The 16541-nt window shown below is 58.8% G+C and carries 10 protein-coding genes; 2 read left to right on the top strand and 8 right to left on the bottom strand.

From position 1 onward, the window contains the following. Window positions 1–170 precede the first annotated feature (170 nt). A complete protein-coding gene (locus K0F88_RS16740) occupies window positions 171–1190 on the bottom strand; it encodes a Glu/Leu/Phe/Val dehydrogenase dimerization domain-containing protein (protein WP_219095759.1) in 1020 nt (339 codons plus the stop codon). A gap of 183 nt (window positions 1191–1373) precedes the next feature. On the opposite strand from K0F88_RS16740, the gene K0F88_RS16735 reads away from it, so the two are divergent. After that, the gene (locus K0F88_RS16735) at window positions 1374–2177 is read left to right on the top strand and encodes a SirB1 family protein (RefSeq protein WP_219095758.1); all 804 of its coding nucleotides are present in this window, start codon (window positions 1374–1376) and stop codon (window positions 2175–2177) included. Window positions 2178–2290: 113 nt separating this feature from the next. Here K0F88_RS16735 and maiA read toward each other — a convergent pair whose 3' ends face one another. From maiA to hmgA, 3 genes are read right to left on the bottom strand one after another with little or no spacing between them, the layout of a single operon-like run. Beyond that, window positions 2291–2932: a maleylacetoacetate isomerase gene (gene maiA / locus K0F88_RS16730; RefSeq protein ID WP_219095757.1), complete on the bottom strand. Its 642-nt coding sequence runs from the start codon at window positions 2930–2932 to the stop codon at window positions 2291–2293. Window positions 2933–2944: 12 nt separating this feature from the next. After that, window positions 2945–4249: a fumarylacetoacetase gene (fahA, locus tag K0F88_RS16725; RefSeq protein WP_219095756.1), complete on the bottom strand. Its 1305-nt coding sequence runs from the start codon at window positions 4247–4249 to the stop codon at window positions 2945–2947. A 3-nt stretch (window positions 4250–4252) separates the two neighbouring features. Continuing rightward, window positions 4253–5557, bottom strand: coding sequence for a homogentisate 1,2-dioxygenase (gene hmgA / locus K0F88_RS16720; RefSeq protein ID WP_219095755.1), 1305 nt, complete (start codon window positions 5555–5557; stop codon window positions 4253–4255). Between the two features lie 165 nt (window positions 5558–5722). Between hmgA and K0F88_RS16715 the strand changes: the two genes are divergently transcribed. Then, complete coding sequence (locus tag K0F88_RS16715; RefSeq protein WP_219095754.1) at window positions 5723–6526, top strand: IclR family transcriptional regulator; 804 nt, start codon at window positions 5723–5725, stop codon at window positions 6524–6526. A 52-nt stretch (window positions 6527–6578) separates the two neighbouring features. Here the strand turns inward: K0F88_RS16715 and K0F88_RS16710 are convergent, their stop codons facing one another. From K0F88_RS16710 to K0F88_RS16695, 4 genes are all read right to left on the bottom strand, one after another. Next, window positions 6579–10076, bottom strand: a complete 3498-nt coding sequence (locus K0F88_RS16710; RefSeq protein ID WP_094469050.1) for a dermonecrotic toxin domain-containing protein — start codon at window positions 10074–10076, stop codon at window positions 6579–6581. Between the two features lie 393 nt (window positions 10077–10469). Then, complete coding sequence (locus tag K0F88_RS16705; RefSeq protein ID WP_219095753.1) at window positions 10470–13025, bottom strand: LuxR C-terminal-related transcriptional regulator; 2556 nt, start codon at window positions 13023–13025, stop codon at window positions 10470–10472. A 140-nt stretch (window positions 13026–13165) separates the two neighbouring features. Continuing rightward, the gene (locus K0F88_RS16700; RefSeq protein ID WP_219095752.1) at window positions 13166–14533 is read right to left on the bottom strand and encodes a DUF1329 domain-containing protein; all 1368 of its coding nucleotides are present in this window, start codon (window positions 14531–14533) and stop codon (window positions 13166–13168) included. 23 nt (window positions 14534–14556) lie between these two features. After that, the gene (locus tag K0F88_RS16695) at window positions 14557–16350 is read right to left on the bottom strand and encodes a DUF1302 domain-containing protein (RefSeq protein ID WP_219095751.1); all 1794 of its coding nucleotides are present in this window, start codon (window positions 16348–16350) and stop codon (window positions 14557–14559) included. Between the last annotated feature and the right edge of the window lie 191 nt (window positions 16351–16541).

The following is a 16541-nucleotide window of genomic DNA, read 5'->3' as shown; positions in this document are numbered from 1 at the left end:
TGCGCCGGTTGAAGTGGTTGAAAAGGTTGAACCGGTCGAAGAGGGTGAAGCCGCTGCGCCGACCAAGCCAGCCAAAGCCGCCAAGACAACGAAGTAAACAATGCCCGAATTGAATAGGCCCTGAGTCGAATGGCTCAGGGCCTTTTTCATGTCTGCAGTAAAGCAGTGGCTCAGCGGTACAGTACTTTTTCCGCCAACTCGTCCGCCACCCGTGCCGGAGAGCGTTTTTCCGCTTGGGCATGGGCGAAGACTTCGGTCAGCCGCGAGGCGATTTTCGACAGGTGGGCGGTAATGGTCGTGAGCTCTTCGCCACGGTGTTTGAGTGAAACGTAGATCAGCCCGCCGGAATTGATCACGTAATCCGGCGCATACAAAATGCCCCGCCGCTCCAGTTGATCGGCGACTTCCAGATGGGTCAGCTGATTGTTCGCAGAACCGGCCACTGCCGAGCAGCGCAGTTGCGTCACGCTGTGGCTGTTGAGCACACCGCCCAGGCCGCAGGGCGCGAGAATGTCGCACGGCGTACTGAGCAACGCGTCATTGGCGATCGGGTGAGCACCCAGTTGCTCCATCGCCAATTGCACCTTGCCGTGATCAATGTCGCTGACCAGCAGTTCAGCGCCAGCGGCGTGCAGCTGTTCGGCCAAGGCATAACCGACGTTGCCCAAACCTTGAATGGCCACTCGCAGGCCTTCGAGGTTGTCGCTGCCCAGACGGGCCATGGCGGTGGCACGGATGCCAGTGAACACGCCCATCGCTGCGTGCGGCGCGGGGTCGCCCGCCGAGGTGGTGCTGGTGACGTGCTGGGTCTGTTGGGCGATGCAATCCATGTCCGCCACCGAGGTGCCGCTGTCGATCGCGGTAATGTAGCGCCCGTCGAGCTGATTGATGCAGCGGCCGAAAGCTTCAAACAACGCCGCGCGATTCTCCACATGCACCGGTCGGACAATCACCGCCACCCCGCCGCCCTGGGCCAGGCCGGCCAGCGCCGCTTTGTAACTCATGCCCTGCGCCAGGCGAATGGCATCCTCCACCGCAGATTCGTCGCTGGGATAGGCAAGGTAACGACATCCCCCCAGGGCGGGCCCCAGACGGCTGTTATGAATGGCAATGACCGCCTTCAACCCGGTGACCGGGTCGACGCTCAGGTGCAGCGATTCAAGGCGAGTGCTTTGCATGAGAGCGAACATCGTAGGGCTCCCGAATCACTTCTTGTAGTCGCCAGTATAGGCTTGCGCGCAAAATTTGCAGAAGCGCACCGGAATAAGCGGCGCCGCATTGCAGGCTTTCAGGCATAACCTGCTACCGCATGTGTGCGGTACTGGACGAATGTCGGCGACCGGGCTAAAACGAGGCATTGCCCGGAGATTTCGATGACGCCGCGCCAACGTTTTTTTGATTGCCTGCAACGATCACCACCCGCGCTGATCGAGGCCGCGCTGTGGATGGCGGCCGAGCACGACAAAGAGGTGAATCCCGAAAAAGTACTGGCTGAATTCCAGGACCTGCAACAGCGGGTGAGCTATGGCTTGCCGATGCTACCGGTGAGCGAACTGGCCCAGCCGCTGTTGCGGCGCATGAATGACCTGGGATTCGCCCAGGACGACTTCACCCCGCTGCGCCCGCAAGTGGCCCTGCTCAACAAAGTGCTGGAACTCAGGCGCGGCCAGCCACTGTCCCTGGGGCTGATCGCACTGGAGTTGGCCAAACGCCTGGAGATCCCTTTGGTCGGGGTCAATTTCCCCGGGCACTTCCTGCTGCGGGTACCGGGTGCCGACCATCTGCTGGACCCCTGCGGTGGGCGCCGCTTGTACCCCAACGATTGCCGTGAACTGCTGCAACGCCAGTACGGCCCGAACATGCAACTCAACGCCGAGCATATGCTGACCGCCGACCCGGTGCAGATGCTGCAACGGCTGTCGCGCAACCTGCGCCAGCTGCACCTTTCCCACGATGACTACATCGGGGCCTTGATCGACGCTGAACGCGTGCTGGAACTGGGCAACGCCAACGCCGCCGATTACCTGGCCCGGGCCAGCCTCTATCAACGGCTGGACTGCCCGAACGCCGAGCGTTTCGACCTGGAGCATGCGCTGCTGCTCAGTGATGACCCGATCCAGCGGATTCGCCTGACTGAACGCCTGGGCCACCTCCCGCCCAATTCCATCGTCCATTAATCACAGATCCCCTGTGCGAGCGGGCTTGCCCGCGATAGCGGCGTATCAGCCAAATGAATGTCGACTGATACACCCTCATCGCGGGCAAGCCCGCTCCCACAGGGGTGGAGTTGTCAGGTTTTAGGGGTGTCTGACTGGTTCGCCGGATGGGCCTTGATGAACGCGGGATGCTGCGCCGCCAACGTCGCCACTCGGCGAATCCGTGGATACGCTTCGAGTGAGATGTTGAACCGCTCGGCTGCGTACAGTTGAGGTATCAGATAGACGTCCGCCAGACCTGGCTCCGGCCCAAAGCAATAACCCTCCTCCCCGATCAACTGCTCCACCGTCGCCAGCCCCTGGCTGATCCAGTGCCCGATCCACTCCACCACCTGCGGTTCATCGTGGCCCAACTGCCGCAACCTGTTGAGTACGCTGACGTTATGCAGCGGATGCACGTCGCAGCCGATCACCGCCGCAACGCCACGCTCATGAGCGCGCGCGACCAGGTCTTTGGACAGCAGCGGCACCTGTGGATAACGTTCCTCCAGGTATTCGATGATGGCCGGCGATTGAATCAGCAGGTCACCTTCATCGGTGCGCAAGGCCGGCACGCGGCCTTGTGGGTTGATGGCCAGATACGGCGCTTGCCGATGCTCGCCACCTGGCGGCGCGATCAGGTTGACCGGCAGTGCCTGGTAATCCAGGCCCTTCAGCGCCAACGCGATGCGCACCCGGTACGACGACGTCGAACGGTAGTAGGTATAAAGCTCCATGACCCGATCCTCTTAGCGCGCAGCGATCACTTTGCCACGGCATTCGCCGAAACCGATGGAGGCAAAACCGTCGCGGCTGCAACGGGCGCGCAGGATAATCTCGTCACCGTCTTCGAGGAATTTACGCACCTCACCCGACGCCAGTTCAATCGGCTTTTTCCCGCCTTCGGTGATTTCCAGCAAGCTGCCGAATTGACCGTTTTCCGGCCCCGACAACGTGCCCGAACCAAAGAGGTCACCGGCCTGCAACTGGCAGCCGTTGACGCTGTGGTGCGCGACCATTTGTGCCACGGTCCAGTACATGTGTTTGGTGTTGCTGAGGGTCAGGCGATGGGCCGGCAGTTGTTGCTCGCGCAGACCTTCGGTGAGCAACAGCACTTCCAGCTCGATATCGAAAGCGCCTGCGGCTTGATCGCGCGTGTCGAACAGATACGGCAGCGGCTGCGGGTCGCCTTCAGGGCGCGCCGGTTGAGCACGGCGGAACGGTTCCAGCGCTTCGGCCGTCACGACCCACGGCGAGACGCTGGTGATAAAGCTTTTTGACAGGAACGGCCCCAGCGGCTGGTATTCCCAGGCCTGGATATCCCGTGCCGACCAGTCATTGAGCAGGCAGAAACCGGCAATGTGATCGGCCGCATCAGCAATGGCGATCGAGTCGCCCATCTCGTTGCCCTGGCCGATCCAGATGCCCAGCTCCAGTTCGTAATCCAGACGGGCGCACGGACCGAAGGTCGGCTCGGTCTGACCGGCCGGCAAGGTCTGGCCTTTCGGGCGGCGAACGTCGGTGCCGGACGGGCGAATGGTCGAGGCACGACCGTGGTAGCCAATCGGTACGTACTTGTAGTTCGGTAGCAAGGGGTTGTCCGGGCGGAACAGTTTGCCGACGTTCTGTGCGTGCTCAATGCCGACGTAGAAGTCGGTGTAATCGTTGATTTTCGCCGGCAGGTGCATCTCGCAATTCGCCGCCAGAGGCAGCAGTTTTGCGCCTTGGGCTTCGATCTTGCCGTGCAGGGTGCTGCCTTCAGCGAACAGTTCCAGCAGTCGTTCGCGCAGAGCCACGCGAGCCTCACGGCCCAGCTCGAAAAACGCATTGAGCAGGCCGCCACGGGTGGCTTCCACGGCGGTTTTCGCGAGGCCATCGAACAGGCCAGCGTCCAGTGCCGCTTCCAGATCAAAAATGTGTTCGCCAATGGCCACACCGCTGCGCGGTGCCGAACCCTTCACGCTGAACACGCCCAGCGGCAGGTTTTGCAGAGGGAAATCGGCGTGGCCGTTGGCGGAAGAAACCCAGCTACGAGTGATGGAAGTCTGAGTCATGGGTTATCTCCGGGTCGGGTCGAAAGTGGCGGGCAGCGTGGCCCAGCAGGCATCGTAGTTGGTTTGCAGTTGCGGGCAATCCAGAGCAAAACGGCTCGGGCGCAGCACTTGGCTGGTCTCGAACATGAACGCCATGGTGTTGTCGATTTTCGCTGGCGCCAGTTCGGCGTTGATTGCCTTGGTGCAGGTTTCGCCGTCCGGGCCGTGAGCGCTCATGCAGCTGTGCAACGACGCGCCGCCGGGCACGAAACCTTCGGCCTTGGCGTCGTACTCGCCCTTGATCAGGCCCATGAATTCGTTCATCAGGTTGCGGTGGAACCACGGTGGACGGAAGGTTTTCTCGGCCACCATCCAGCGTGGCGGGAAGATCACGAAGTCCAGATTGGCCAGGCCGTGGACGCTGGTCGGCGAGGTCAGGACGGTGAAGATCGACGGATCCGGGTGATCGAAACTCACGGTGCCGATGGTGTTGAATCGGCGCAGATCGTATTTGTAAGGCACGTTATTGCCGTGCCAGGCGACCACGTTCAGCGGCGAATGATCGAGCTCGCAGCCCCACAACTGGCCGAGGAATTTCTGTACCAGGGTGGTCGGTTGCTTGAGGTTTTCGTAATGCGCGACGGGTGTCAGGAAGTCTCGCGCATTGGCCAGACCGTTGCTGCCGATCGGCCCCAGGTCCGGCAGGCGCAGCGGCGCGCCGTGGTTTTCGGCAATGTAGCCGCGAGCGTGCGGGTCAAGCAGTTCGACGCGGAATTTCAGACCGCGCGGCAGCACGGCGATTTCCAGCGGCTCCAGGTCCAGCACGCCCAGTTCGGTGGCGATGCGCAGGCGACCCTGCTCGGGTACCAGCAACAGTTCACCGTCGGCATTGAAGAACACGCGCTCCATGGAACGGTTGGCGCGGTAGCTGTAGATGCTGATCCCGGCCGGTTTGTCCGCGCCCGAGTTGGCGGCCATGCTCACCAGCCCGTCGATGAAGTCGGTCGGCTCGGTCGGGATGTCCAACGGGTTCCAGCGCAGGCGATTGGGGGTCACTTCACCCAACGGACCACCGGCCAGTTGCCGCTCCAGCTTGACGAACGCCGGATGATTGGCCGACGGCTGAATGCGGTACATCCAGGTGCGTCGCGCTTCGCTGCGGGCCATGGTGAACGCGGTGCCGGAGAACAGTTCGGTGTAGAGGCCGTAAGGGGCTTTTTGCGGGGAGTTCTGGCCGACGGGCAATGCGCCGGGCAACGCTTCACTGCTGAATTCGTTGCCGAAGCCTGACTGATAAGCCAGCGCTGGCGCCGTTGAATCGAGGTTCATGGAGCCTCCTGAACAGGGAGTAGGCAATGGCCTGTCGCTCTGCTGCAGAGGTCTCGGCACGCCTGGGTTATTTTTATCGTAATTCGATTACGCATAACGTAATTTGATTGGTATTGACCGTCAAGCTATAAAGACGCCCATTCGTCCCGGGATCACATCGCCTCCATGGAAACGCCGCGCAACAACGATAAACAGAAAGTCCGCTCGGCCGAGGTCGGTACCGACATCCTCAAGGCCCTGGCCGAGTTGTCACCCTCGACCTCGTTGTCGCGCCTGGCCGAACACGTGCAGATGCCGGCGAGCAAGGTTCATCGTTATTTGCAGGCGTTGATCGCCAGCGGTTTTGCCGAGCAAAACGCAGCGACCAACCATTACGGCCTCGGCCGTGAAGCCTTGCGCGTCGGCCTCGCCGCCCTCAACAGTATGGACGTGTTGAAAGTCGCCGCCCTGCCCTTGGCCGAGTTGCGCGATGAACTGAACGAAACCTGCTTTTTGGCGGTGTGGGGCAATCAGGGTGCGACCGTAGTGCACATCGAACCGGCGGTGCGTGCGGTGACGGTGGTGACGCAATTGGGTTCGGTGCTGCCGTTGCTCAGTTCGTCCACTGGACTGGTATTTGGCGCTTATCTACCGAAACGGGAAACCGTGGACTTGCGAGATCAGGAACTGCACAAGGCCACGGACCACGTCCTGGCGGACGATCAAACCTATGCGGCCTTGTGCGAACAGATCCGCGAACGCGGCCTGCATCATGTGCATGGGTTGTTGATGCCGGGAGTGGACGCCTTGTCGGCACCGGTATTCAACGCCGTAGGGAATGTGGCGGCGGTCTTGACCATTGTCGGCCCGACCTCATTGTTTCAAGCTGACGAAAACGGCCCGGCAGCGCAGCGATTGCTGGCGGCGACGCGGGCCGTGAGTTGGCGGATGGGGTATGAGACACCGCCGAGGTCCGAAGACCGGAACTGATCAGCTCCGATCATTCATCCTCTGGTTATCACCTTGATGTGCGTCCCGACTGTCAACCGATCACGCGGGTCGTACTCTCGGGGGTCCAGTGCGGCACAGCCACCGCAGTGACATAACTGATTCCAACCGGAACGCCCGTGACGGCCGAGAGCACGTCAGTCAGATCCCTGATCGTGGATAGCAGGCCAAGTGCAGAGGCCGCCGTTCCTACCGAGGCGACCTTACCCAGGTACATGAGGATTGCCCCGCGCCATGCGGCAGCAAAATGCGCATTGGCGCCTGCAGAATCGCCATGGCTGGATGCAATGATGCCTTGCACGATCGAATGACTGATCTTCAACACGCTGACGGCGAAACCCACCGGCGGGACAAAGATCGAGATCACATCCAATGCCACTTCGAGAAGAATCTTTGTCTCCTGCCAGAACGCTTCGACTGGCGAGGTGGTCAGGACATCCAGATCATCAAGTGCGCGATTAATCAGGTTTTCGTATTCGGCCTTGAAGTTGTAAACCGGATTGGTGCCGCCCAACCCCGGTACTGGCAACGAACCTCGTGGGTCGCGGGACTTGCTGATGTAAGCGCCGACCCTGTCCCGCCCACGCAACCCGGCCAGACTCCGAAGATGCTCGCCCAAAATACGATCGTTCTCGATAGCCTTGGATAAATCACCGACCCAGATAAACGCCTTGCCGGGCGAATTGGGGATATAGGCAAACTTCACATGCCCTTCACCAAAAACGTATCCCCCCGCGATGCGCGCACCTTCAAGCCAGAATTCATAAACCCCTTCGCCAGGCTCACTGCCAGGAGAAACACCATCTGGTGTCCTTGTGTCTCGGTCCAGCCCCTTGATCGACGCTATCAGCCACTCATAATGCCCCGACGGCAACGTGCCATTGAGCTTTTGCGTCAGCGCCGCCCTGGACATCTCATTTTTCTTGAGTTCCCGGTACAGGTTTGCCCGCAAATCAATATCCGACTTCCACAGAAAGTTTGATTTCAAATAATGGCTGTAATGCTCGCCGGGCATCAGGTCGATAAGCTTGTTGAGCGTACTGGAATTCAGCTCAGTCATTGGCTTGCCCGTGTCTTTCCACCAGAACTCAGACACCCGGATACTGTCTCTGAGCGTACTCGATCCAGGCAGCACGATTTTCTCGAACACATTGGTATCGCTGCGCCACAGATGCCAATTGATAAATAGCTGTGTCAGCGTCATTGCGCCTTTGTGGAATTTCACCATGACTTGATCAGGATCGATTTGGCGATCGCCCGTGCGGCCCAAATGTTCATTTAACCGACTCATGACCAATTCACGAGAAAACTTTTGAAAGCCCTCAATATGAAACTTGTCTTTTGACGCGTTATAAATGGCCTTGAAGTCTGTGGTCAAACGATTGAAAAGCTGGCGATCAGAGAGAGAGGCATTTCGGTACCAATGGGGCGTGACAGCCCTTTCTTCGGCGTCTTCCCAGTCAAGGACACTTTGAATACTGCCCTTTAACTCATCGCTTTCAACCCAGGCAACAAGATTGACCTGATCCCACCATGCTCGGCCCTGAATCCTCTCCCTCGGCTCACCACGCGGCCATTCCTTGCCGAAGACTTCATGCTCCAGATTACGTCGATCACTTTCATGCACTTGGGTTCGAAGGTAGGTACGTCCCTCTTCTTCAAGTGCCCACAACCCTATATACCGTTGCAGACTGTCCAGATCGGAGAATTCGTACCAGTCTTTATCCGTCGGGGAGCCGGGTGCATAAAGCACGTAAGCTTTGAGATTCAGGTCTCCTCCTTTCCTCCGGTAGACAATGAGATCCTTCAAGGGCTTGAAGTTATAGAAAGCTCTTAATGCGATACCAGACGCTTCAATAGAGGGATCGCCAAAGTTGTAGCGCTGAACAATATCCTGCGCAGTCGAGGTGATGTATTTTTGCAAGATGGCGCCGAACAGGGTCAAAGCCGTCTTTCGACCCAGCACTTCCCGCATCGCTTCCTTGACGTTCTGCTGGCCATACACCCGCTGTCGCGCGGGGCCATACGCCAGACGCAGGTCCAGCGTTTCAATGGCGCGCATGATGTTTTCAGGCGTCAGCCTGGCGAGGTCATAGTTCTTCTCCAGCGTAATCGTGTAACGCCCTGCCCGATCATGTGCCCCATACATGAACGCCTGGGTCAGCGTTTTCCGCTCAATGTGTTCTATGCGTTTGCCATCCGCCATCCTGACCGAGTGCTGAATATTCACAAACACCGTGTCAGGATCGATTCGTTCGTCGGTTCCCGGCGAGATGAATGCCTCTACTGCCTGTCGGGCATAAGCTGTAAGAGTCGCCACATCTTTGGTCAATTCATGAAGCTGAATCTGGCTTGCCAGCAGGTTCTTCTCCAGACCGACATAAAGCTCCTGATTGGTGACATAGGCTTTTTTAAACCACTCGGGCCGGGCATTCGCCAGCATCGCTTTGATCAAGAACACATTTCGCGCATTTTCAGAATGTACAAGTGCATCCATGGACAGAACAGAGTCCAGCGGTTTCCACGCCGCCTCGGTATGCGCGCCGACGGTCACTAATTTTCGTACTTGATAGACGACATCACGACTTTGCCTCGCCAGCAGGCCGTTATTGCAATGGTCAAACAGATCTTCAAGGATTCTCGCGTAACGAATCGCTGGAGCACTCGATACCAGAGCTCGCTCGTCCTCCGACAGGCCCTGCAAAAGCTCGGCACGGGTCGACGCATTGGACAACCGTTGTTGCAACGTTTTATGAAGTGCACTCACGGTGCTGAACTTTTCGAATCCACCGAACGGCGAATAAAGAACAACCTCTTGACTGCCTGCTGGATTCAGCTCATTTGCAACAGCGCCGGAAAGAGAAATAACAAAGGTGGATGCCAGCGTCGCAAAACCTCCCTTTTGTTTTTCAACAGAGACGGCATAGCAGGAACTTGGCAGTCCCGAACCGATTAAACCATTGATGGTCGCGACATCGGCTTTGGACATCAGGTTCTCGCTGCCCGCCAGGTCCAGCTCGCGCCAGAAAAGTCGCGCCTGAAGCAGGCGAAACTCCTGTTTAGGCGACGGCAAAGGACGATTTCTACTATCAACCTGATAGGACACGCTCCAATACTTACCTAATTCAGAACTGCATTTCTCAGGCAGTTTTTGCATCAGTTCGGCGATCATTTTTCCGACGCTTACCACATCCAGATATTTCAGCCTGAAGGTTTCAGTGCCGACTTTATCCAGCTCATACATCCCGTATTTATCAGCAGTGTACTGGGGTGGCCTGCCGCGCTTTAAGCACTCAAAAAACACATCTAGCAGATTGCCAGTGGGTTCTGCAGATATTGGACTTACACCCGAGCGAAGATTAATAAAACGCCGCGCTATAGAGGCGCCTGAGTCTATCTTCTGCAACTCGTCTACCAGGCCAACATGAAGAATCGTCTTGAACGAAGGAATTTTTCTGAGTGCTTCAAGCAAATTGTTACGTGCTTCACGCACTTGGTCCAGCATTGCATTTGCTGCTTGTTCGTCTTGCATTTCCAACCTCATTTAGTTTGATCACAAAAACGGCACGTTGCTGCCGACTAACTTGAGATCAAACTAAAACAGACAGAACCATTATTAAAAACTCAAAACGTTTTTCAATAATTGTACAAGCAACTTAAACACAGAAAAAACACATAAAGAAAAAAACGAAATACATGATCCAACATCTTCTACAACAAAGCCGCGCACTCAGCCACTGCGGGCCTGACACTGCAAAGACCGCCCCACCCCTAACGTTTAATCAATCATTAAAACACCCGCTCTTACATATAAGATGAAACATCTCCCACCGAAAACTTTTCCAATCCGAAGAAACTTCAAAGCAGAACCGGCCATTCGTGCTCCGTGAGCGCTCATACTCACTAGCAAACAGTCTTGCACTCTTCAATCCAATAAACCGACACTCTTGGCTTTCGCAACCGCCTGAGTCCGACGCTCCACGCCCAACTTTCCGTGAATTCTCCGCGCATGTGTTTTTACCGTATGCAAGGAGATAAACAACTGCTCGGCTATTTGTTGATTCGAATTGCCCAGAGCAATCAGCCTGAGCACTTCCACTTCACGCTGACTGAGTGGATTGATTTCACTTACCAATGGATTTTTTTCCGAGCGATCCCAAGTCACCTCCAATACAGGCAGAAGATCAGGCTTTCGCAATTGCAACTCAACGAGCGCCTGGCGAAGCCCATGGTGCTCAGAAAGATTCAATCCTTTACGCAACCAACCCCGGGCGCCGGCCATGTCACCGTTCTGCCACGCGACTTCGGCTGCGGCGAACAGCAATTCGACCTCCAGCGCCAGCATGCCCGCGAGCTGCGATTGTTCGAGTGCCTGGGCGAAATGGCTCAGCGGGTCCTGGGCCTGGTGCAGATCGACCTTTGCCAACACCAACAGATAATCGATCCGCGCGATCAACATCAGGGTTGCGGGAGGCGCCTGCCGTGCATGCGGGCCACGATAGTGGCGCAGTACGCGACTGAGCGCCTCATGGGCCAGTTCCGGGCGACCCTGCTGAAGCCAGAATTGACTGCTGATCTGCAACAACACACCGCGGTAAACGGTGTCGGGAATCTGCCGTTGCTGCATCAAGCGCTCGGCATCGCGAAGATGGACAAAAGCTTGGGCATAGTCGCGCTGATTGGCCGCCACCTGCGCCAAACCGAGCAAACCGTAAAGCGCCCGTTTGTCGTGGTTGCGCAAACAGATACACAGCCCCGCTTCGAAATACTCGGCAGCCTGCGTATCCAGGCCCTGGCACAAACTCAAGCGTCCACGGTGCAAGGCAATCCGCCCAAGCAGAGGCTCGGCGATCCGCTGCTGTTGAGTGAGTATGCCCTCAACGTTGGCGAGCAAATGGTCGGCTCGTTGAGGAGCCCCACGTTGCTCCAGCAATTGCGCATGATCGAGTTCCAGCAGCCCTTCGAAAACCAGCGAGCCTTGAGCCCGCGCCAGGCACAACGCATCGCGGTTTATCGCCTGCGCCACTTCGAGCTCACTCCTGAGCAAGGCCTGTTGCGTCAAACCCGACAGGCACATCAAGCGCACGGGCCAGAGGTCAGGACCGAGCACCGTCAACGCGTCGAGAAAATGCGCGCGTGCCCCCTCCATGCGACCCTGCAAATGCAGGAGCCACCCTTGCTGGGCCTGCCAGCGCGCAATCAATTGCTGCTGAAGGAGCGCCGACGGCATAGGTGTGAATCGTGACAACTGCTCGATGCAATCGGCGGCTTGCTCAAACCGCCCGGCAAACAACGACGCCGCCGTGATTAACCCGACCAGTTGCGGCGAACCGAACATCAGCGCGTCGCCTTGTTGCTCGTACAACCGCAACAACAGCACGACCGTTTGCTCCTCGAACAAATGCTCGAAACTGAAATGCTGCAACAGGCTGACCGCGACCTCGAACTCTTCGGCCAGCAAGGCCTGTTCGAACGCCGCTTTCCAGTCCTGCTCGGCGGCGAACCACTGACAGGCGCGGCGATGCCAGGAACGTCCGGCCGGCCATTGTTCATCGCGCATCAATTGCGTGAGTGGAGGGAAGATCTGCAGCCAGTCGGCGGAGTCCTGCCAGGGCTCGATAAAGCACCCCAGTTCCTGCAACGTCTTCAGGCATTGCGCGCCCTCCCCTGCGCCAAACAGGTGATCGCACAGCCGTGCGTTGAAGCGTGGCAAATGCGCGAGTACCCGCCAGGCTTCCGTCAACTCCGGGGTCAGGCTGGTAAACAGTTCGTGTTCGAGGTAATCGAGCAAAGTGTCAGGTCGGCTGTGATGCGGGTCGTTGCGCGACCAGTCGCATTTTTGCAGCAGCGCAATGCGTACACCGGCGCACCAGCCGCCACTGCGCTGGATAATCTTGCTGGCGGCGGTGCTGGCATCGGCCGGTTTCAGGTGGCGCAACAGCGAGGCAATCTCAGTTTGATTGAAGGCCAGCGTACCGCGCTCGCATTCGTACAATTCATCATCGAGCAGCAACCGCGGCCAGTTGCATTGCGGGCGACGGCGGGCGCCCAGCCACCAGGTCAGCGCCGGGCTGCTGACGGCCAGCATGCGATCCAGCAGTTGATCGAGCTCCGGGTTCGGAACGCGGCAATAGTCATCGAGAAACAGCCAGGTCGGCGCCTGCAATCGAGCCAGCGCGCCGAGCATCGCCGGCTCTTCTGACGAAGCCAGCCCCAGCGCTTCTGCCACACGCTGACGAAAATCCGCCGTGCTCATCGCTATGCCAGATAACGGCAACCAGCACACCCGGCATGACGGCGGCGCCTGCAACAGGCAGTCGGCAAGCAGCGCGGTCTTGCCACTACCGGCGGGCGCGCAGAGTAATTTCACCCGGGAGGTGGACGCCAGCAAGGGCCCGGTCAATCGATCACGTGACAGGTGATGAGAGGACAGACGGGGCAGGAATCCAGAACGGTCAAGACACGGGGTCATGGCGGTCATTGCGGCGTGCCTATTTATAATTGTCCGGCAACCCTAGCCCTCTCCAACCCGCTTGTTGAGAAGTATTCAGGACGCTGATTGGCAGCCATAAAAAAGGCGACCCACCGGTCGCCTTCTGCACTGCGAATGTATCAACTCCCTTACCGGACACCCTCCGCACGCAACGCCGATGGCGTGTAGTCCGCCGCCTTGGCTTCGAAGCCGAATTCAAAGCTGTGCTTCTCTTCGTTTTTCATCCCCAGCGCAATGTATCGACCGGCAATGATGTCGTAGAGCGCTTCGAGCGTGTAAGCCTGGGCCTGGTGATCGTAGTAATACTGAGCGTGCCCCTCGGCCACTCGCCACAGTTGTCCGCGACCGTCGTAGTGATCCACCAGCGCCACCTGCCAGCTGTCTTCGTCGATGTACATGTGGCGTTTGGCGTAGATGTGTCGCTCGCTCGGCTTGACCGTGCCGATCACTTCCCAGACGCGGTGCAGTTCATAGCGGGTCAGGTCCTGGTTGATGTGGCCAGCCTTGACGATGTCGTCGTACTTGAGGCTCGGCGAGTCGAGTTTGTAGCTGTTGTAGGGGATGTACATTTCCTTCTTGCCGACCAGTTTCCAGTCGTAGCGATCCGGCGCGCCGGAAAACATGTCGAAGTTGTCGGACGTGCGCAGGCCGTCAGCCGCGGTGCCCGGCCCGTCGTAGGCGACTTGCGGGGCGCGGCGCACGCGACGTTGGCCGGCGTTGTAGATCCATGCCAGGCGCGGTTCTTTCACCTGATCGAGGGTTTCGTGCACCAGCAGCACGTTACCCGCCAGACGCGCCGGCGCCGTGACCGACTGCTTGAAAAAGGTCAGCACGTTGGCAGCTTTTTCCGGGTCCAGGTCCTTCATCAATTGCGGAACGGCGATCTCTTCCTCAAAGCGGATCGGCGTGTAGCTGCCGTTGGTCTGCGGCGTCACTTGGGTAATGATGCGGCGCAGATTGCCGCCGTGGTAACGGGTGATGTGGTTCCACAACACTTCCACGCCGTTCTTCGGAATCGGGAACGCGTAGTAGCGGTTACCCGTGAAGTTGGCGAGGCCGTTACCGTCGTTGATGCTGTTCACGTTCAGCGCGCTGCGCTTGGCCGACTCGTAGATTTCCGGCGGCACGGCCACGGTGCGGTGAGTCGGGTAGACCGGGATCTTATAGGTTTCCGGGTAGCGCTTGAACATCGCCACCTGACCTTCCGAGAGTTTGTCCTTGTATTTGTCGACGTTGGCGGGGGTGATCACGAACAGCGGTTTTTCGCTGGCGAACGGGTCAGCCAGGAAGCCTTTGCTGTCCACCGCGCCGGCGTTTTTCGGGATGCCACCGGTCCACGCCGGGATCGAGCCATCCGCGTTCCCAGCCTTCTCGGCGCCGAGCGGCGTGAGGGTGGTGCCGAGTTTGTTCGCTTCTTCCGGCGATACCGCCGCCATCACGTTGGCCGCCAGCAGGCTCAAGGCCAGGGCGCCGCATTGCAGAATCATCTTGCGCATCAAATTCATCCTTCTCAGCCAGATCAGAAGTTCACGCCGAAGCTCAGTGCCAGGAAGTCGCGGTCTTCCAGGGTGTTGTAGTCACCGCCGAAGAAATCGGTGTAACTCAGGCTCGCGGTATAGGTGTTGCGGTAGTCGGCATCGACGCCGACGCTGACGGCCTTGGCGCCTTCGTTGAACAGCCCGTTGGGGCCATAACCCGCGACGTCATGGGACCAGGACAGGTTGGGTTTGAGGTTGATCCCGCCGATCACGTTGGCGTAATCGAGGATCGCCCGGGCACGGTAGCCCCAAGAGGTCGAGGTGACGAAACCGTCGGTATCGCCGCCGAAACCGTACTGGCCGTAGACCGAGTCGCGGCCGTAACGCAAGTTGCTGCGCGACTCCAGGCCACCGACGTGAACCACCGCCGCTTCGCCGACCAACGTCAACCGTTGTGCGCCCCACACCTGATCGAAAAACTGCGTGAGGGTGCTCTGGATCTGCGTGATTTCCTTGCGGCGGTAGCCTTTGTTGTCAGCGCCGGGGGTGGTGGCGATCGGTGATGCGGCGCCACCGGCAATCGGGTTGAGCAAAGCCAGGGTCAGGTCATTGGTGCTGACCTGTACCGGAGCATTCGGCCGATAGCTGATCTCGCCGCTCCACGCGGTGCCGGTCGGCAAGGTGGTGGAGAAACTCGCGCCGTAGAGGCGAATGTCTTCCGGGTATTCAAGGTAGTACTGACCGCGCCCGAGCATCACGCTTTGGGCCAGTCCCGCACCACTGCCCGGCGCCAGACGATTGGCCACACCCACCATCCCTGGCAGGCTGGCCAGTGTCGACAGGCCGGCGGTGGTAGTGCCAACAGTCGGCGTGCGGCTGTGGTAGTTCATGAAATACAGGCCGTACTCGGTGTCATCACCGAGCCAGCGCAACGCCGTGCCCCACTGCCCGGAATCCCGCGCATCGCGGTCGCCACCACGGGGAACGACCACGCCTTCGCGGGTCACCTGGATAGGCTGACCGAAGGCGGCCGCCAGTGGCGCCAACGGAGCAATGGCGGGACTGCCGACGGTGTAATTGTTATTGCAACCATCCGCCACCACGTCGTTGCCGAAGAAGGTGCCGCAGTTGTCGACGACGGTCTGGTCCCACTCCAGTTGATAGAAACCTTCCACCGAGAGTTGATCGGTCAGGCCCTGGGAGGCGAACAGCATGTTCACCGGGATCAGCCCTTCCTTGATCTCGGCGCCCGGACGACGGAACGCCGACACGTCGATCGGGTTGATGCTGTTGATCGAGTTGCCGATGAAGGTACTTTCCCCCCAACTGACCACCTGCTTGCCCGCGCGCACGGTGCCCGGCAGATCGGCGATGGAATAGTTGTGATACACGAAGGCATCGAGAATCTGCGCACCGGAGGACTTGGCGCCTTCCTTGCGGCCACTGTCACTGATCGGTTTGAACGGGCGATCTTCGTCCTTGAGCTCGAAGTCGTACCAGTACTTGCCACGGACAAACACGCCGGTGTCGCCGTACTTCAATTCCAGGTCGTGCAGGCCTTTGAAGATCTTGGAGAAGGTTTCGCCCTTCTCGAAGTTCTGCCGGCCATCATCACCAGTCGAAGACTGTCCGGTCCCGCCGTTGACGGTGCCCACCAAAGACTTATCGGCATCGCGCATGCCCCAACTCGCGCCGACGGACAGCGAGGAGTCGAACGTCCCCTCGATTTCGCCAATGTTGAACGCAACAGCCTGCGCCTGGGCACAGCAGCCCAAGGCAACCGCAGCGGCCAGCGCTTGCGGTGTGAAGATGGCGCGCATTGTTGTTTTTGTCATGCGTCTTCCCCGGTGAGTGACAGAAGGCCCCACCCTACTGCCGCACGTTGGGAGCGATAAGCGCACCAAGGAGGTATTCGTGGTGTACCTCTAAAGGATGAATGGCCTGACGGGACGAGGGTTTGCGCCGGGCATGGATGGGCTGGATGGGGGACTATCAGCAGAACGCATGGCGGGAGGATGGCTCCGAG

The sequence above is a fragment of the Pseudomonas sp. UMAB-40 genome (assembly GCF_900095275.1).
Taxonomy (GTDB): domain Bacteria; phylum Pseudomonadota; class Gammaproteobacteria; order Pseudomonadales; family Pseudomonadaceae; genus Aquipseudomonas; species Aquipseudomonas mandelii_B.
This window is presented reverse-complemented; position numbering and strand designations above follow the sequence as displayed.